The organism is Variovorax sp. J22R115, from assembly GCF_030317005.1.
Lineage (GTDB): Bacteria > Pseudomonadota > Gammaproteobacteria > Burkholderiales > Burkholderiaceae_C > Variovorax.
Genome location: NZ_JASZYM010000005.1, coordinates 136,950 through 154,576, shown reverse-complemented (window position 1 = coordinate 154,576; position 17,627 = coordinate 136,950). Strand labels below are relative to the sequence as shown.

Sequence of the window (17,627 nt, the reverse complement as noted above, 5' to 3'; positions counted from 1 at the left end):
GATTCCTATGCCTGCGCTCAGAAGCGAAGAATCCGCTGGGGATCGACCTGGCCACGCACACAGTCCCACATGGCCAGACAATTTCCTGCCAGCCGACCGCGCCGGTCGACCCAGGGCTCTGGTGACAGGCTGCGCATCGAATTGGCCAACAGGTTTTTCGCCATGTGCTTGAGCGCCAGGGACCAGCGCATCGTCCCCTTGCGCGCGAGGTAAAGGGGATTGGCCACCTGCGAGTAGCCGAGGCGTCGGCCCGGGCTGCGACCCGCGCCCTTGGTACCAAGGTGAACACCGCGCAGGCGCGCCGCCTGGACCACGCTGCCATGCGACGCCAGCTGCCGCGAAAAATCCACGTCTTCCAGCCATGCGTAAAGTGGCAATCGTTCATCGAAGCGGATGCCATCGCTGCGCACGGCCTGCATTCGAATCGCCATGTTGCATCCGTAGCCGTTGTAGGTCGACGTCAACGATCGCAGTTCGACATTCGGCCCGGCTTGATCAAGGATTCGAAGGCCCTCCTCGTAAACAATACCGGGGCCGAGGATTCCGTCGGCGAGCAACTTGCCCGTTGCGACGACCACCCCCGGACAAGTGGTGAACAGCATTTCGACCTCCGCAACGTAGTCGGACGACGGCAGGAAGTCATCGTCGAAGAAGATCACGACATCGGCGTCGCAGGCGTCGAGCAACACATTGCGTTGGAGCGGCAAACCGACCGGACCGCGGAGAACGCGAGCCTCGCCCGGATAAGCCCGCAGGCACAACGGATCGAAGTCCTCGACCCTGGCCGGACAGATCAGCAACTCGTCCGCCATGCGGGACTGGTTGGCGAGCAAGCCGATCGCTTCGGCAACCACGTCCCTTCGTCCTGCAGTGGCAATGGCAATCGCGATCTTGAGGCGCACCGCCTGCGTCAGGACGCATGCTTCCTCGCCGACCGGTGATGGACGGAAGATGGTGTTCGTCGCAGGCGCTGCCTGCATGAGACCGGTGTCGGCGAGCGGTTGACCGAGCACGGTTTCGAGCAAGCGACGTGCGGCCCTGTCCCAGGTGAATTGCGCGGCGTGCGCCCGTCCGCGGTCCCGCATGTCTTCGCGCTCGTCGTCGTCATCGCACATGCGGACAATCTGTCGAGCCCATTGAGCAGGGTCGTGCGGATCGGCCCACAGCACCGCGTCGCCACAGACTTCCGGCAGCGCGCCACACGGTGCGGCGATCGTCGGACACCCGAGCAACATCGCCTCCAGCGGGGGAAGGCCGAATCCCTCCGTCGTGGATGGAAACGCGAGCGCAACAGCCTCTCGCAGAAGGCCCGCCAATTGCTCATCGCTGACGAACCCCAGGAACTTGACGTTGGGTGGAACCGTGTGGCCTTGACTCTCGAAGTCCTCGCGTGTCGCGGGACCGAAGAGCGCCAGCGTCACTTCGCGCAGTGCGGGTGAATGGAAAGCCTTCAGGAGCACCGCAATGTTCTTGTGGGGCTGGACGTTCGCGAGCGCAACGACATACCGCCTGTTTGTCAAGCCGGCCGCCTCGATCTTCGTAGTGTCCGGGACGAGCCGCAGGACGTGGTCGCAGCCGTTGTGGATCACGTGGATCTGCACCGCATCGGCCACGCCGAAATGCGCCAGTTGCTTGCGCGAATACTCGGACACGGTCAGCAAACCCTTGTTGCGTTTGCCCACGCGCGGCAGCACGAACCGGTACCAGGTCCGAAAGGCACGGGAATAGGAAGCGGGCGCGCTGTAGACCTGCGCATCGTGGACCATGGTGAATGCATTGCGATACACGACCGGCCCGATGTTGCACAGGCTGATCAGCGTGTCGCCCTGGGCGTGCCGTGGCAGGACCAGTTGTTCCCACAGGGCGCCGTGCAGTCGATCCACGAAGGGGCCCCTTTCGCCCGCTTGACGGTCGCTTTCCACGCGAATGCGCGAAAGCCGGAGGCTGGCATCCTGCTCGCCCGGCACGATCAAGCGGCACGGCATGGCCGCGGCCAGCGCGGGGTTGTCGACGAGCACTGTGTCCAAGGCCACCAGCAGTTCGCGAGCCACGCGATAGACGCCCGATCGGCTGGTCGAGCGCTGCAGGAACTTGCCGTTGATGACCAGGCTGGGCATGGCCGTGCCTTGGGTGCGCGGCAGCGGGTCAATGGGGTTGCTTGGCATGGGCCTCCATGGCGTCGTTCGGCTTCGCTCGCGTGCGAGCGGCCGTTGGGGAGCGGCGAGCGCGAGCCCTGGCGAAGCGGGCGCGGATGGTGTCGAGCAAGTACCGTTCCAGTCCTGCCGGCCGACCCGCCAGCCGCCACACCAGCAAGACCAGGAGTGCATAGACCAACAGGTACAGCAGGCCGAGGGGCACTGCCCGCACCAACAGTTCAGGCAGACTGGGGGCGGCCATCACCATGGGCTTCGCCAGCCACAGAAGAGCACCCGCAGGCAGCATCGCCATCAGGGGCCGCCACAGGGTCATGAGTTGGGGCGCCAGGCGGGTCTCGATCAGGCGGCGCACGATGAAAAGCGCAGCGACCGTGCCGGATGCGGTGGCAATGGCGCTGCCGGCGATGGCGCCCGGAATGCCGAATTGCACGGCGCCCAGCCAAACGAGCGGCAACCGGACCAGCAATTCGATCAGCGTCCGGACAGCCACCCAACGCGTGCGATCCAGCGTCATGGCCAAGGGTCCCATCAGGATGGCTGGAAGCCCAAGCAATGCGGCCGCACTCATCCAGCGCAGCCATTCCGCCGCCGCAGCCCAGGCCGGCCCCAGCGCCACGCGGACCAGCACTTCAGGCCACAGGAGAGCCAGTCCCATGACGGGGGCCATCAACAGTGCGATGGCGCGAGACAACTGCAGATAGCGTGAACCACCCGCATGGCCGGCCGATGCCAGCGCCTGCATGACGGGGCGACTCAGCGGTTGGATCAGCGCCTGCATGGGGATCTCCGCCAATTGCTTGCCCATCGCGTACTCTCCGAACGCAGTGCTGGTGGTCAGTCTCGGAAGGAGCAATCGGTCGATCTGCCAGTTGAGCGCCATCCCCAACTGGGACATGAAGTTCCATCCGATCAGGCTCGAGAAATGCTCCCAATGGATGAAGGTCAGTCGAGGTCGCAACGGCGCGATGCAATACGACAGGAGCGTGGCCACCAGCGGCGCACACACGGTGGCGGCTGCGATGGCCCAGTAGCTGCGCGTGGTGACGGCAATGGTGACCGATGCGATGAACGCAACGGTCTTGCCAGACAGTTCGAGCACGGCGTCTGGACGGAAGTCGAGGGCACGTGCGTACTCGATCATCCGGGGATTGACGAGGCCACGCATTGCCGGCGCCAGCGCGAGCACCGCGAGCAAGGCCGTCAGCCGAGGCTCGTTGTTGAAGGCGGCGAGCGGCCAGGAAACCGCCAGCAGGAGCAGCCCGACGATGAGTCCACGCAGCAGGCTGAGCGTGAAGGCCGTGTGGAGCATGTCGGGCGTCAGTGCAGGCTCACGGATCAGTGCCGCAGCCATGGGCAGGTCGAACAGGGCTTCGACGATGAACACGGCCGCCATGGCCATGGCCACCAGGCCAAACTCGGCCGGACCCAGGAGACGCGCCAGGCACAGCAACATGGCGAGGTCGATCAGCTTGGCAGCCAGCCGCGTGCCCACCGTCCAGGCGCCAGCCCCGATCGCCCGGCTGGCCATGCTCGTGTGTTCAGTGGCTGGCATGCGCGCTCCGCTCGGTGACAAGGCGGGATGGCCGGTGGCGCGATGCATCGTTGATGCGGCGCACATCCGCGCGCCGCGCCGCGCTCTGCAGTCCCTTGTGCCCGATCGCCATGGCGATCCCGTAGAGGAATGCGTTGAACAAGCCGAAGTCCGGTGTGGTGCCGATCATCAGGCTGGTGAAGAACGGAGGCAGGTACGACCAGCGCACGGCCGACAGCAAGGCCTGCCCTTCCGCGTCGCCCTGCGGCGCCCGTCTCATCAACAAGGTCTGGAGCACGACGAGGAAGTAGAACGCCGCGCCAAGCAACCCGGCATTGCTGGTGAGTGCAACGGCAAAGTTGGAGGCGCGGGTGCCGCCCAGGCCGACGCCCAGACCGTGGGTTGCCACGAGCGCGTGCAAGGACACTTGGGTCCACATGCTGCGTTCTTCGAAGGAGCTGGTAGTGGACTTCTGCAGCACCATCACGTCGAACATCTCGCGCATCGGGGCCAGCATCCGGGGAACCGCGATGACGATCAGGACCAAGGCGCAGGTCGCCGCGGCGCCTAGCCAGAACTCGCTTGCGAGGCCGCGTTGAAGGAGCGGATTGCGGACCGCGGCGACCGCGCGCCAGCACCACTCCGCCGCCGCCGCCGCACCGAAGAGGCCCAGACCCAGGTAAGCCGCGGACGAGGTCGACAACCAGATCAGGAGGAGCAACAAACCCATCAAGACCGGAACCACGCGATCGCGCAGACGGCCCGGCGGCATCGCGCGCCGGAAGAAGTACAGCGACGCCAGGAATGCCAGCGCCAGGCCACCGAAGGCGGAGGCCTCCGGCATCAGGCCGACCACGCGCTTGCTGGTCAGGATTTCCACATCGGTAAGCAAGGCGTAGCTGGCGGTGCGAAAGAGCTCGAGCATCGGCTGGAGCGGCAGGTACTGCGAGGCCAGGTCGAGGCCGCCGGTGAGGACCGTCATCGCCGCACCCAGGCACAGCGCGGCCAGCGCGTGCCGCCGCATGGGTCGCGCGCGCAACAAGCGCGCGAAGCTGAAGACGGTGAGCACCGAAATGCTGATGTAGACGAACTGGGAAACGTTCTGCGTGGTGGGCACCAGCATCGCGGTATCCGCCAAGGCGCCGGCGCGCACCGGCACGATCTCGACAGCACCCGCAAAGAACCTCGGCATGAACATGGTGACGATGCCGGCGACGAGCCAGAAGAGAAACAGCAGCAGCAGGCCGGATGCCTTCAGCGCGGCGTCGAGCGCCTGCGCCAGGCCACGCACGCTGCCCAGCTGCCTCGCGATCAAGAGGATCGCGACGATCGGCGTCGGCGTGAGGGTGAGGCCTCCGGTCAACTCCGTCGGAACTGCTGCGAATGAACCGAAGGGCATGGCGGCGAAGAACAGGTACATCAGTGCCTGCTTCCTCCGGAACAACGTCCAGACGGCGATGCTCCAGAAGACTGCGATGGGAATGGCTTCCACGTGCTTGCCCGGTCAGGTCACAGGGCGCAAGTGACCGGCGACGAGCGAGTCGATGAGTTCGGCCATCCGCGTCCTGAATATCGCGGTATCGAAGGTGCGGGCATGCGCCTGCAGCACGTCCGGACAGAAGGTGTCCTTCATGGCCTCGAAGCGCTCGATCGCGTCGATCACGGCGTCTGCCGACTGATCGTTGAAGAACAGACCGGTGATTCCATCGACGACAGTTTCAAGCGCACCGCCCTTGCCGAAGGCGATGACCGGCCGCCCGCTCGCCATCACCTCCAGCGGAACGATGCCGAAATCCTCCACGCCCGGGAACAGCAAGGCCTTGCAATGCGCAAAGTGGTGCGCCATGGTCGCGTCGTCGACCGCGCCGAGGAATTCGACGCTGGGCCCTGCCAGGCGCCGTAGCGCGGGGTCGGCACCCGCGCCGATAACGACGAGCCGCTTGCCCGTCCGGGTGCAGGCCTCCACGGCGACCTCGACCTTCTTGTACGGCGTGATCTGGCCCGCGCAGAGGTAGTAGTCGCCCGCCTCGGCCGCAGGGGCGAAGCGTGGCAAGCTCACCGGCGGATGCACGACGTGCGAAGTGCGCCGGTAGTAGCGTTCGATTCGCCGGGCCACATAGGCTGAATTGGCGATGAAATGGTCGACGCGGTGCGAAGTGCTCACGTCCCATTGGCGCAGGGATGGCGCCGTCAGCGACATCACGGCGCGCGCAATGGGACCGGACGCCGCACGGTACTGGGGATACAGATCCCAGACGTAGCGCATCGGCGAATTGCAGTAGCAGATGTGGGTCGCGTCGGGACCCGGGATGATGCCCTTGGCAGGGCCCGACTCGACGGAAATGATCAGGTCGTAGCCGGTCAGGTCGAAGGACTCCAGCGCATAGGGCATCAGCGGGAGCATCTTCTTGTAGTGACGCACGCCGCCGATCCTCTGCAGGAACGACGTCGTGATGCGATGACGCCGAAGTTTTTCGGAAATTGCGTCGGGATCGCACACCAGGGTGAAGATGTCCGCGTCGGGGTACAGGTCGCACAGCGCCTCGAGAACCTTTTCGCCCCCGCGCATGCCAACCAGCCAGTAGTGGACCAATGCGACCTTCACGAGAGAACCTTCCTTCGTTGCGACATGGCGGCCATGTCAATAGGCGTTCTTGTTGACGAAGCCCTTGATGACCGTCGAGGCGATGATCTGGAGGTCGAATTTCAGGGACCAGTTCTCGATGTAGAAGATGTCGTACTCGATGCGCTTGGCCAGGTCGGTGGACCCTCTCCAGCCGTTGACCTGTGCCCATCCGGTGATGCCGGCCTTGACCATGTGCTTCTTCATGTAATCGGGGATCTGGTGCTTGAACTGCTCCACGAAGACCGGCCTCTCGGGCCGCGGTCCGACAATGGACATGTCACCGAACAGGACATTGATGAATTGCGGCAATTCATCGAAGCTCGTCTTGCGCAGGAAGGCCCCGACACGGGTGGATCGCGACTCCCCGGGCTTGGCCCAGACGGCGCCGGTTGTCTTTTCCGCGTCCACTGGCATCGATCTGAACTTGTACATCCAGAACGTTTTGTTGTTCCAGCTCACACGTTCTTGCCGATAGAACACCGGGCCCGGCGAACTGAGCTTGACCGCAACGGAGATGGCGAGCATCAATGGCGAGATCAGAACCAGGATCAGCGCGGACAACACCACGTCTTCCACGGCCTTCACCAGGCGCGCCGCGCCCTGCAAAGGGGTCTGTTGCAGTGTGATGACCGGCAAGCCGGCAATTTCTTCCACCGAATGGTTCAGCAAGTGCAGGCCAAACAGGTCCGGCACCAGCTTGATGTCCGCAGTCGAATGCTTCAGTTGACTGAGGGCGTAGGAGATCCTCGGCTGATCGCGCATGGGCAGTGCCAGCCAGACCAGGTCGACACCTCGGGACTCGACAAATCTGCCGAGGTTGTCGATGCCTCCGAGCATTGGAGCGCCGGTCAACTCGCTCCGGTCCGCATGCGTGGCAAACCAGCCGTGGACTTCGATCCCGCACGCATCGTCTCCGCGGATGGCATCGACCAGGCGTTGCGCATCCGGGTTCGCGCCGACCACGACCGAGACGCGTTTGTCGATCCCTTGCACGCTGGTCCACCGTGCGATGGCACGCGCAGCCACTCGCAGAACCATGGCGCCGCCGATGCTGAGACCCAGCCAACCGCCCCACCACAAGCGCGAGGTCTCATGACCATCCCTCATGGCCAGTGCATACACCGCCATGATGCAGAACATGAGGAGCCATAGCGTCACGAGCTTGGCGAACTCCGCGCCCATCGTGCGGCCACGCCAGCGTGGGTACAGCGAACTTCCGTTCAGGACGATGACTGCAAACAGCACGCCCCGACTCAGCGCATGCACATAGTCGGTGCCCAACTCCAGGGAGCCGAAGCGCAGTGCGAAGGCAATCATGCCGCTGATCACGAGAATGGTCACATCCCCCAATCTCAAGACCGCATCCAGCAAGGGATTGAATTTTCCCAACGCTGACAACGGAGTTTCGCGGAAGCCGGTTGCAGACGTAGACAGCATCAGACGTTCTCCGGAGGCCTTGATAGACCAGCGATGTAACCGACAGTAGTCGGGCTTGTTGTCTCCTTCCGCTTCTTGTTGATTCGAAGGGTGCAATATCGGTGCCAGAAGCATGGCCGCGCTCTCTTCGCTTACGCCATGTTCAGCCCCATCCTACAACGCGAGACATGACAGGGCGCACGTTCAGGCACGCAAGAAATTGCAACTGCGATGACTCGTTTTGCGACGATCTGCGATGCTCGTGCGTGCGGGTCGACATCAGCACCGTGAACTCGTCAGCGAAGAATGGTGATCCTTCGCCGTGATGCTTCAGCCTGCAAAGAAGGCTTCGCTCATGATTTCGCCGCGGCGTCGCGCAGCCGTTCGACGAGAGTCGAACGTATGTCCTTCTTCAGCACTTTGCCGACCCTGGAGCGAGGCAGGTCCGGCCAGATCTCGACTTGCTTGGGGGTCTTCACGCTGCCGATGCGTGCCTTGACGAAGGCCTGGATCTCCTCGGCGGTCTTGTCGACGTCGCTGCTGCGACCCGCATGCAACTGCACGACCGCGACGACGCGCTCCCCCCACTTGTCGTCGGGCAGGCCGACCACGGCACTGTCCTGCACGTCCGGGTGCTGCATCAGCGCCTGCTCGACCTCGACCGAGTAGACGTTGAAGCCTCCCGTGATGATCATGTCCTTCGCCCGGTCGACGATGTACAGGAAGCCGTCGGCGTCGAGCCGTCCGACGTCGCCGGTGTGATGCCAGCCGTGGCGCCATACCGCCTCCGTGGCGGCCGGATCCTTGTAGTAGCCCATCATCACCAGCGAGCTGCGAATCACGATCTCGCCGGTTTCGCCGATGGGCAGCAACGCACCGTCGGCGTTCATCGTCGCCACCTGCACGAGGGGTCCGGGCCGCCCTGCCGATGCGAGCCGCCCGCGCGCGACCGATCCGTCGGCGTTGAAATGGTCGCGCGGCGCCATCATCGAGATCATCATGGGTGCTTCGGTCTGGCCGAACAGCTGCGCCATGACGGGACCGATCTTTTCGAGGGCCTCTTCGAGCCGTGACGCCGAGATGGGCGCCGCGCCATACCAGAAGCATTGCAGCGAATCGAGCCGGGTCGAAGCCAGTCGCTCGTGCTGCAGCAGCATGTAGATCAAGGTCGGTGGAAGGAAGGTGTGCGTGACGCGGTGCCGCTCGATCAGCGCGAGAAACTCACCCAGATCGGGCCGGGGCATGATCACGACGCGCCCACCCAGCGCCATCACCGGCAGGCACAGCACGCCGGCCGCATGCGTCAGCGGGGCCAGCGCCAGGTACGTCGGCGGGCCGTCGAAGGGGTAGCCCATCAAGGTCAGCGCCGACATCGTCTCGAGGTTCCTGCCCGACAGCATGACGCCCTTCGGCTGGCCCGTCGTGCCTCCGGTGCCGGCGATCATCGCGAGGTCGTCCGGCGGCTCCACTTCCAGAGCACCGTCGCTCACCCCCTCGACCCACTGCGCCCACGAGGGCGCCCAAGGTTGGGGCGCGTCAAGGCAAACCAGCGTCGTGAGCTTCGGGCACGCGCCGCGAATCTCCTCAACCATCGCCGCATAGTTGCTGTGAAAGATGAGGCAGGTGCAATCGAAAGCATCGAGCACGAAGCGGTTCTCGTTCGCCTCGTTGCGCGGATTGATGGGACACCAGACGGCGCCCGCGCGCGAGATGCCGAACACGCAGGCGAAAGCGATCGCGTCGTTGCTCGCGAGCACGGCGACCTTTTGGCCGGGGCGGATGCCGGACCGCTGGAGTGCACGCCCTACCCGATGGCTGAGCGCCTGGACCTGCGCATAGGACAGGTCCCGGTCGCCCATCGTGAAGCACGGCGCACGTTCGCCCAATTGGGCGCCCTTGTCGAGATAGTCGATCAGGCGCATGGTGGCGCGCATCCGGTCAACGGTGCACGGTCAGCACGGGCGCCTGGACGAGTCCGAAGCTGCGCAATGCACCCAGCAGCTCATGATGGCCGAAGGCCTGGCAACCCGACGCAAAGCCCGCGCGCCTGGGCGGCTGCTGCAGCAATGAAGCGGCAGCGAAGGCTTGCAGCATGCCGGTCTGCTTGTAGTTGCAATTGCCGAAGATGACACAGTGCGCACGAGCCAGCGGCCCTGACGCGTGCACTGAATCCACCGACTTGTTGATCCGCGGGTTCTCTCGCGGAGGCATGCTGTTCATGACACCGGCGGCTGTCTTGGCGAGCGCCGCGTAGCGGTCGTCGGGGTTCATGCCTTCAGTGGCCTTGAGGGCGGCCGCAACGATCTGCGGAACACCCAGCATCAGCGGCTTGTTGAACACGCCGCCGAGCACCTTCACATTGGAGACGCGTGGGTCCTTCTTGAACCACACCGGGTGCGAAGTTCCGCCCCAGGGCAAGGCCAGCGCCGCCTCGTGCTGTCCGGGGATCGACAGGCTGTACAGGCCCGCGTCGGGCTGCCACTCGACATAGTTGTTCTGCTCGAGGTAGTAGGCCTTGGCCATCGCCGCATTGACGAGGATCGTCTGTGTCGAGGCGATCGTCGGGCTGCCGCCCCAGAACACGGCGATGTCGAGCGTATCGAGGCCCGGCGTCTCCAGGCACAACTGAGCGGCAATCTCGCCCGTGGTGTACATCTGCGCCAGGCCGGGCGAAAGCAACAGTCCGGCGGCGTCGAACTTGGCGTTGTATTGCTCATCGAGCGTGATCAGCCAGTCCTGCTCGCCCGTGGTGTCGGTGTAGTGGCACTTGGCCGCGAGACACGCCTGAACGACTTCCGGGCCGAACTTCGCAAAGGGGCCCACCGTGTTCAACACGACCGAGGCACCCTTGAAGAGTTCCGTGAGCGCATCGACCGTGTGGGGCACTTCGACAATCTCGTAGCTGGCGGTTTCGATGCCCGGCACATGGGACTTCATCGCGTCTTCGAGCTTGTCCTTGCTGCGCCCTGCGGCAACGAACGGGAGGTTGTATTCGCGCAGGTACTCGCAAACGAGTCGGCCGGTGTAGCCGGAGGCGCCATAGACCACCACGGGTTTCTTGCTCTTGCTCATGTCTTGTCCTTTCACATGCCCATGCCGCCGTCCACCGGCAAGCCGGCACCGGTGATGAAGCGCGCAGCGTCGGAGCAGAGAAACACGACCGCATCGGCCATGTCGCCGACTTCGCCCAGGCGCCCCGCCGGGGTCTGCTCGATGATCGAGCCCACCGCTGCATCGGGCGATGCGAAGAGCCCGGCCGCGACCACGTCGCCTGCCAGTTTCATGCCCATCTCGGTGGGCACCAGGCCGGGGTAGATGCAGTTCACGCGCACCCCGTACCCGAGCTTGCCGGCCTCCATGGCGCCGACGCGTGTCAGGCGGTCCACCGCCGACTTGGTTGCCGAATAGCCGGCGATCGCAGGGAAGGCGATGGTCGCCGCGACCGAAGAGATATTGACGACTGCTCCACCCTTGCCCGCGGCGCCCCTGGGGCGCATCGCGCGAAACGCGTGCTTCATGCCGAGCGCCGTGCCGACGATGTTCACGTCGAGCATGCGTCGCAGGTCGTTGGCATCGATGTCGGCCACCAGCGCGGTGATTTCGATGCCGGCGTTGTTGACGAGGATGTCGAAGCCGCCCAGCGTGTCGATCGTGGCCTGGACCGCCGAGGCCCAGTCCTCGTCCTTGGTGACGTCGAGCTGCACGAAGCCCACCTTGGCGCCGCCCGCCGAGAGTTTGCCCGCGGTCTCGCGACCGAGCGCTGCCAGAACGTCACCGATCATCACCGAGGCGCCGGCCGTCGCCAGCGCCTGTGCCATGCCTTCGCCGAGGCCTCGCGCCCCGCCCGTCACCAGGGCCTTGCGGCCGGACAAGTCGAACTTCCGCATGATGTCTCCTGCATTTTTTGGACGATCGTCAAGGAACGCGCAGTGATGCTAGAAGTAGCCTTGACGACTGTCAAGATTTATCAGGACAGTCGTCAAGACACACGGGTTTTCACTCATGGGTGGGCTCGAATGCCGGAAGCGCTCTCTACAATCGGCTCATGTCGAAGACGCCCCGCCTACCCGACGCCAAGTTCACCGAGCGCCGCGCCGAGCTCGGCGAAGCTGCGATGCAGACACTTGCCGAACTCGGCTATGCCCGCACCAGCCTGCGCGAGATCGCACAAAATTCCGCCTTCTCGCACGGCGTGCTGCACTACTACTTCACCGACAAGCTCGACCTGATCCTGTGCAGCGTGCGCCAGTACAAGGCACGCTGCGTGACCCGCTACGACGAGGTCACGGCCGAAGCGGCTTCGTTCGACGAACTGATGGAAGGGTTCACGGCCGGCCTGGCCGCAACCGTCCGCCAGGACGCGAGCATGCATCGGCTCTGGTACGACCTGCGGGCGCAATCCTTGTTCGAGCCGGCGTTCCGTGCCGATGTCGCGGAGATCGACAAGAGCCTGGAGCGGATGATCTGGCGCGTGCTGTCACGCTTCGCCGAACTCAGCGGCACGCCGGTGCGGGTTCCCAGCAACGTTGCCTACGCGATGTTCGACGGTTTGTTCCAGCAGTGCCTGATGAAGCACCTGGCGGGTGATCGTCGTGCGGTCGCCGCGCTGAAGTCACAGGTCCGGCTGGTGGTCGGCCAACTGGTCGGGACCGTCACCGGCATCCCCGTTCGTCAGCCCCGACACTCGCCGGTGATTCCCCGCGCGGCTCGACGCGGTGCAGCCGCAAGCCCCGCAGCCAGCGCCTCGCGATAGGCCGAGGGCGCACTGCCCGTCGTCGCCTTGAAGAACCGGCTGAAGTAGCCCACATCGTCGAACCCGAGCCGCTCCGCCACGTCCGCCACCGTCAGGTCGACGTGAGCCAGCATCCGCTTGGCTTCGAGCGCGACGCGCGCATGCAGTAGCTCCAGCGCACTGGTACTGGTGGTCGCCCGGCAGACGCGGCTCAAGTGATCCGCGGTCACACCGAGCGTGCCAGCATAGAAACCCAGCGGCCGGTGCTCCGCGAAATGCAGTTCGACCAACCCGCGATAGCGTTGCACCAGCGTGTCGCGCGATGCCCGCAGCCGGCCGCTGCCACTGATCGCTTCCCGATGCCGAAGGAACCACAGCGCAAGCAGAATGACATGCGATTGCAGTGCTTCGGCCCGTCCGGCACGCTGCGCCATGAACTCGTCGCCCAGCATCGCAAAGCGCTGCGCGCAATCGGCCAGGCCGGCGCCAAGGGCCACTTCACCGAGGACCAGCTTCTGCGACAGACGCTGCTGGATCGCGGGCGAATGCGCCGACAGCGATGCGAGCGATTCACTCGGCACGGTCACCTGGGAACCGGCGCTGTCGGGCTCGTACACGAAACTGTGCACCACGCCCGGCGCCACCATCACCGCGGCCGGCGCCTTCAACGCATGCCGCTCGCCATCGAGCATGCCGACCATCCCGCCCTCGGTCAGCAACTGGAACTGGTGCAGGCCTTCGTGGCGATGTGCCGGAATCGTCCATTGGTGCTGGCTGGCGCGAACACGGATCGCCTCGAAGTGCAGACTGTCCTCGGGCCCGAAGTGGCGGACTTCGCGAAACGGGACAACGAGAAGTGGAGTGGCAGGCATGTCGGATCGAAAAAGGATGCCGGAAATCTACATGGCCCGGACCCCTTCGTCCATGGCACTGCCACCAAGGACTGCCTAAGCTTCATGCACTACAAAACACCGGAGACAACCATGTGGAATCGGCGTGAGGTGCTGCTGCGCAGCGCCGGGCTCTCGGCGCTTGCGACACTCGGCCTGCCGAGGCTGGCGCTGGCCCAACTCAACGGCAATGCGGCCATCGTGTCCGGCTTTCCGGCCGGCGGCATGGGCGACAACGTGGCGCGGCCGGTCGCCGAAAAGCTGCGTGGGCACTACGCGACCAGCCTCACGGTGGAAAGCCGAACCGGTGCGGGCGGCCGCATCGCGGTGGAGTACGTCAAGCGCGCCGCGCCGGACGGGCTGACCATCCTGCAGATCCCCAGCTCGCCGATGGTGCTGTACCCCCACACCTACAAGAAGCTCAACTACGACCCGCTGGTCGACTTCACCCCCGTCACCTCCACGGTCACTTATGCGTTCTCGTTCACTGCCGGCCCCGGCTTGCCGGCCGAGATCAAGACCGTGGCCGACTACGTGAAGTGGGCGAAGGCCAATCCCAAGCAGGCCACCTACGGCGTGCCGGCGGCGGGTTCGGCGCTGCACTTCGCCGGGATGATGTTGCAGAAGGCGGCCGACATCGAAATGACCAGCGTCGCCTATCGCGGCGGCGCACCGCTGCTCAACGACGTGATGGGCGGCCAGGTGCCGGTGAGCTTCAACGTGGTCGGCGAGGTGATGCCGCACATTCGCTCGGGCAAGTTGCGCTCGCTCGGCGTCACCAGCGCACAACGTTCGCCCTTTCTGCCCGAGGTGCCTACGCTCGTCGAGCAGGGCTACAAGGACATCGCGGTGCAGGAATGGCTCGGCTGGTTCTTGCCGGCCAAGACGCCTGCGGCCACCGTGCAGCGTCTCAACACGCTGGTGCGAGAGGCCTTGCTGGCGCCCGACTTCATCGCCGCCCTCGCCACCTACGGGCTGGAGCCGGTGCACCAGTCGCCCGAGGAATTCGCACGCCGCGTCAAGGCGGACTACGACCGCTGGGGCCCGATCGTGCGCGCCACCGGTTTCACTGCGGAGGACTGAGCCCGTGCTGCGATTGACTGGCGCCCAGGCCCTGGTGCGCATCCTGACCGCGGAGCAGGTTCCGTTCGCCTTCGGCATCGTCGGCGGCAAGCTCGCGCCTCTGATGCACGCGCTGTCGCAACAGCAGGCGGTGCGCTTCGTCGGCGTACGGCATGAAGCGACCGGGCCGATGATGGCTGCGGCGGTGCATGCGGGCTCCGGCCGCATGGCGGTTGCCATTGGCGAGATGGGACCGGGGGGGCTCAACCTCGCGTCAGGTATGGGTGTCGCTTTCAACAACAACCTGCCGCTGCTGGCCATCACGACCAACCAGCATCGCGCCGCGGCCTATCCGCACAGCGGCATGTTCATGGACCTCGACACGCGCGCCGTGCTGGCGCCGCTCACCAAATGGAATGCCGTGGTTCACGACCCGAGGCGCGTGCCGGAACTGACGCGGCGTGCATTTCGCGAAGCGCTCTCGGGCCGGCCCGGGCCGGTGCATCTCGACGTGCCGCAGGACGTGCTGTCGGCCGTCGCCGAATTCGCGGACGACGAATTTGATCTCACCCCTTCCCGCTACCGCGCCACGATGGGGCCGCGGCCGTCGGCATCGACTGTCGAGGATGCGGCGCAGTTGCTCCGTCAGGCCAGGCGGCCGGTGGTGGTCGCCGGTGGCGGTGTCATCACCAGCGGCGCAGCGGACCTCGTGCGTGACATGGCGCGTCGCCTCGGCGCGCCGGTGGTGCCGACGCAGATGGCGCTCGGCGTGGTCGCGAGCGACAGCCCGCACTTCATTGGCCATGGCGGGCTGATCGCCGGCGAGGCCGTTCGCGCGGCCTTCGATGGCGCCGATGTCGTGCTGAGCATCGGTTGCCGCTTTTCGTCCTGGATGTGGGACGACCGCGGTCCCTTCGCGCGGCGGCATCACCGCACCATCAACGTCAACATCGACCCTTCCGCGCTGGGGCAGCCGGCCTTCCATGAAGTGGCCATGCAGGCCGACGCCACGCAGGCACTGGAAGACCTGCTCGCCGCGCTGGACGATCAGCCGGCACCCGGCGCCGAGGCCGGATGGCTGGAGGGCATCCGCGCAGTACGCGCCGGCCATGAATCCAGACTCGCGGCGATGGCGAGCGAATCGACGGAGGTCATGCACCCCGCAGCGCTCGCCAAGGCCATCGCCGATGCATTGCCTGCCGATGCCCTCGCCGTGTTCGATGGCGGCCACACCACCTTCTGGAGCAACGACTTCACGCCCGTCAAAGAAGTGCGCACGCGCCTGCACGAGCCCGGCATGAGCCATCTCGGCTTCGGCCTGCCCTACGCCATGGCCCTGCAGTTGCAGCACCCCGCGCGGCCGGTGGTCCACATCACGGGCGATGGCTCCTTCGGCTTCACGCTGAATGAACTCGACACCGCCCGGCGGACCCGACTGCCGGTACTCACCATCGTTCACAACAATGCCTCGTGGGGCATCATCCGATCCGGCCAGAAGGCGCAACTGGACTTCGAGTTCGCTACCAGCCTGGAGGGCACGGACTACGCCGCCATTGCGCGCGGCTTCGGTTGCTTTGGCGAGGCCGTCACGCGCGCGGAAGACGTGGCGCCCGCGATGGCCCGTGCGCTCGCATCGGGCCTGCCGGCCGTGCTGGACTGCCACACGCGTTTCGTGCCGCACCCCGCCGGCCCCGCTTTCGGCAGCATGAACCGCTTCGGCTTCGACGCACTGACTCGACCGGCGCCCACAGCCTGACAATCCCTTCCCTACTCCCACACGCATCGCGCACCATGACCTCACTCACACTCGACCAGGCCAACCAGATCATCAGCGCCGCCCTCGCCGCATCGAAGCAGGCCGGCTATCAGCCCATGGGCGTGGTGGTGCTCGACGACGCAGGGCATCTCAAGGCCTTCGCGCGTGAAGACGGTGCCAGCATGTTTCGTTTCGAAGTGGCCCAGGGCAAGGCCTGGGGTGCGGTCGGTATGGGCGTGTCGAGCCGCACGCTCGGCGAGCGCGCAAAGGGCAACCCGAACTTCTTCGTGTCGCTCGCAGCCACCTCGGGCGGCCGCTTCCTGCCGCAGACCGGTGCCGTGCTGATCAAGGATGCGCAAGGCGCGGTGCTTGGCGCCGTGGGCGCCAGCGGCGGCACCGGAGACGAGGACGAGGCCATCTGCATGGCCGGCGTCAAGGCGGCGGGCTTCGTGCCCGGCTGAATACCGCCGCAAGACCAGAGACTATTCCGGCAGCAAGCCGATCTCCGCGGCGATCTGCCCGAGGCGGCGATGCTCCCCGCGCAGGAAGGCATCGAACTGCTGCGGCGACTGCGGCGGCGCGGCAATCGGCCCGATCGCCAGCAGCTTCTCGGCGAAGGCCGGGTTCGCGAGCATGCTGTTGATCCCCGCGTTCATGCGCGTGACGATGGGCTCCGGCGTACCTGCTGGCGCGACGACCGCCAGCCATCCCACCATGTCGACGCCAGGTAGAGTCTCGGCCAGTGCGGGCACGTTGTCCCAGCCCGCGATGCGCTTCGGCGAGGTCACGGCGAGCATTCGCAGCCGCCCCTGCCGCACCAATTGCGCGGTCGACGCCACGTCGGCTACCAGCGCCTCCGAATGCCCGCCCATGAGATCCTGCACGCCCGTTCCGATCGAGCTGTAGGCGACCAGGTTGGCGCCGGCCTTGGCGCGTGCGTTGAACAGGCGCGCGATCATGCCGCCGAAGGTGCGCGGGCCTTCGTTGGCCAGCGACAGCTTGCCCGGCTCGGCCTTGCTGCGTGCGATGAGTTCGTCTACCGACTTGATGGGCGAATCGGCATTCACCAGCAGCGCGAACGGGCTGTTCGCGACGAAGGCCACCGGCACGAAGTCCTTCAGCGGGTCGTAGGGCAGCGTCTTGAAGAGGTAGCTGTTGGTCACCAGCGCGGCGGTTGTCGCGAAGTAGAAGGTATAGCCATCCGGCGCCGCCTGCCTGGCCGCTTGCGCGCCGATCACGTTCTGGCCGCCCGGCTTGTTGTCGATCACGAAGGGCTGGCCGATCGACTGCGCGAGACCGTCGCCCAGCAGCCGCGCGATGTTGTCGGGCCCGGAGCCCGCCGGCTGCGAGAGCACCACCTTGATGGGCTTGACGGGCCACGGCTCCTGCGCGCGCACCCATGCATGCGGGCCCAGCGCCGCAGCGGCAAGCGTCAGTTGAAAGCCTCTTCTGTTCATC

At 65.6% G+C, this 17,627-nt stretch carries 14 protein-coding genes; 4 read left to right on the top strand and 10 right to left on the bottom strand.

Annotated features, from left to right (window positions below):
- Positions 1–17: 17 nt before the first annotated feature.
- The 8 genes from QTI04_RS10520 to QTI04_RS10485 all read right to left on the bottom strand — a co-directional run bounded on the left by QTI04_RS10520 (position 18) and on the right by QTI04_RS10485 (position 11,616).
- Positions 18–2,165, bottom strand: a complete 2,148-nt coding sequence (locus tag QTI04_RS10520; protein WP_286615544.1) for a glycosyltransferase — start codon at positions 2,163–2,165, stop codon at positions 18–20.
- Positions 2,146–3,708, bottom strand: coding sequence for an oligosaccharide flippase family protein (locus tag QTI04_RS10515; RefSeq protein WP_286615542.1), 1,563 nt, complete (start codon positions 3,706–3,708; stop codon positions 2,146–2,148). The genes QTI04_RS10520 and QTI04_RS10515 overlap by 20 nt, the downstream gene beginning before the upstream one ends.
- Positions 3,695–5,179, bottom strand: a complete 1,485-nt coding sequence (locus tag QTI04_RS10510) for a hypothetical protein (protein ID WP_286615540.1) — start codon at positions 5,177–5,179, stop codon at positions 3,695–3,697. The genes QTI04_RS10515 and QTI04_RS10510 overlap by 14 nt, the downstream gene beginning before the upstream one ends.
- A gap of 12 nt (positions 5,180–5,191) precedes the next feature.
- A complete protein-coding gene (locus tag QTI04_RS10505; RefSeq protein ID WP_286615539.1) occupies positions 5,192–6,292 on the bottom strand; it encodes a glycosyltransferase in 1,101 nt (366 codons plus the stop codon).
- Between the two features lie 36 nt (positions 6,293–6,328).
- Positions 6,329–7,750 (bottom strand): undecaprenyl-phosphate glucose phosphotransferase, encoded by a 1,422-nt coding sequence (locus QTI04_RS10500; RefSeq protein ID WP_286615537.1) that lies wholly within the window; start codon positions 7,748–7,750, stop codon positions 6,329–6,331.
- A gap of 332 nt (positions 7,751–8,082) precedes the next feature.
- Positions 8,083–9,651: an AMP-binding protein gene (locus QTI04_RS10495; protein ID WP_286615536.1), complete on the bottom strand. Its 1,569-nt coding sequence runs from the start codon at positions 9,649–9,651 to the stop codon at positions 8,083–8,085.
- Between the two features lie 16 nt (positions 9,652–9,667).
- Entirely contained in the window at positions 9,668–10,801 is a 1,134-nt protein-coding gene (locus tag QTI04_RS10490; RefSeq protein ID WP_286615533.1) for a DUF5938 domain-containing protein, read from the bottom strand.
- Positions 10,802–10,812: 11 nt separating this feature from the next.
- Positions 10,813–11,616, bottom strand: a complete 804-nt coding sequence (locus tag QTI04_RS10485) for an SDR family NAD(P)-dependent oxidoreductase (RefSeq protein ID WP_286598663.1) — start codon at positions 11,614–11,616, stop codon at positions 10,813–10,815.
- Positions 11,617–11,774: 158 nt separating this feature from the next.
- On the opposite strand from QTI04_RS10485, the gene QTI04_RS10480 reads away from it, so the two are divergent.
- A complete protein-coding gene (locus tag QTI04_RS10480) occupies positions 11,775–12,482 on the top strand; it encodes a TetR/AcrR family transcriptional regulator (RefSeq protein ID WP_286598665.1) in 708 nt (235 codons plus the stop codon).
- On the opposite strand, the gene QTI04_RS10475 is transcribed toward QTI04_RS10480, so the two are convergent.
- Positions 12,401–13,333 carry a helix-turn-helix domain-containing protein gene (locus tag QTI04_RS10475; RefSeq protein ID WP_286615531.1) on the bottom strand — a complete coding sequence of 311 codons (933 nt, stop codon included), beginning with the start codon at positions 13,331–13,333 and terminating at the stop codon, positions 12,401–12,403. The two genes, QTI04_RS10480 and QTI04_RS10475, sit on opposite strands and share 82 nt — an antisense overlap.
- Positions 13,334–13,444: 111 nt before the next feature.
- Between QTI04_RS10475 and QTI04_RS10470 the strand changes: the two genes are divergently transcribed.
- From QTI04_RS10470 to QTI04_RS10460, 3 genes are read left to right on the top strand one after another with little or no spacing between them, the layout of a single operon-like run.
- Complete coding sequence (locus QTI04_RS10470) at positions 13,445–14,434, top strand: Bug family tripartite tricarboxylate transporter substrate binding protein (protein ID WP_286615529.1); 990 nt, start codon at positions 13,445–13,447, stop codon at positions 14,432–14,434.
- A gap of 4 nt (positions 14,435–14,438) precedes the next feature.
- Positions 14,439–16,169: a thiamine pyrophosphate-binding protein gene (locus tag QTI04_RS10465; protein ID WP_286615527.1), complete on the top strand. Its 1,731-nt coding sequence runs from the start codon at positions 14,439–14,441 to the stop codon at positions 16,167–16,169.
- A 35-nt stretch (positions 16,170–16,204) separates the two neighbouring features.
- Complete coding sequence (locus tag QTI04_RS10460) at positions 16,205–16,630, top strand: heme-binding protein (protein ID WP_286598669.1); 426 nt, start codon at positions 16,205–16,207, stop codon at positions 16,628–16,630.
- Between the two features lie 21 nt (positions 16,631–16,651).
- Here QTI04_RS10460 and QTI04_RS10455 read toward each other — a convergent pair whose 3' ends face one another.
- Complete coding sequence (locus QTI04_RS10455) at positions 16,652–17,626, bottom strand: tripartite tricarboxylate transporter substrate binding protein (protein WP_286615525.1); 975 nt, start codon at positions 17,624–17,626, stop codon at positions 16,652–16,654.
- Position 17,627: the final 1 nt, after the last annotated feature.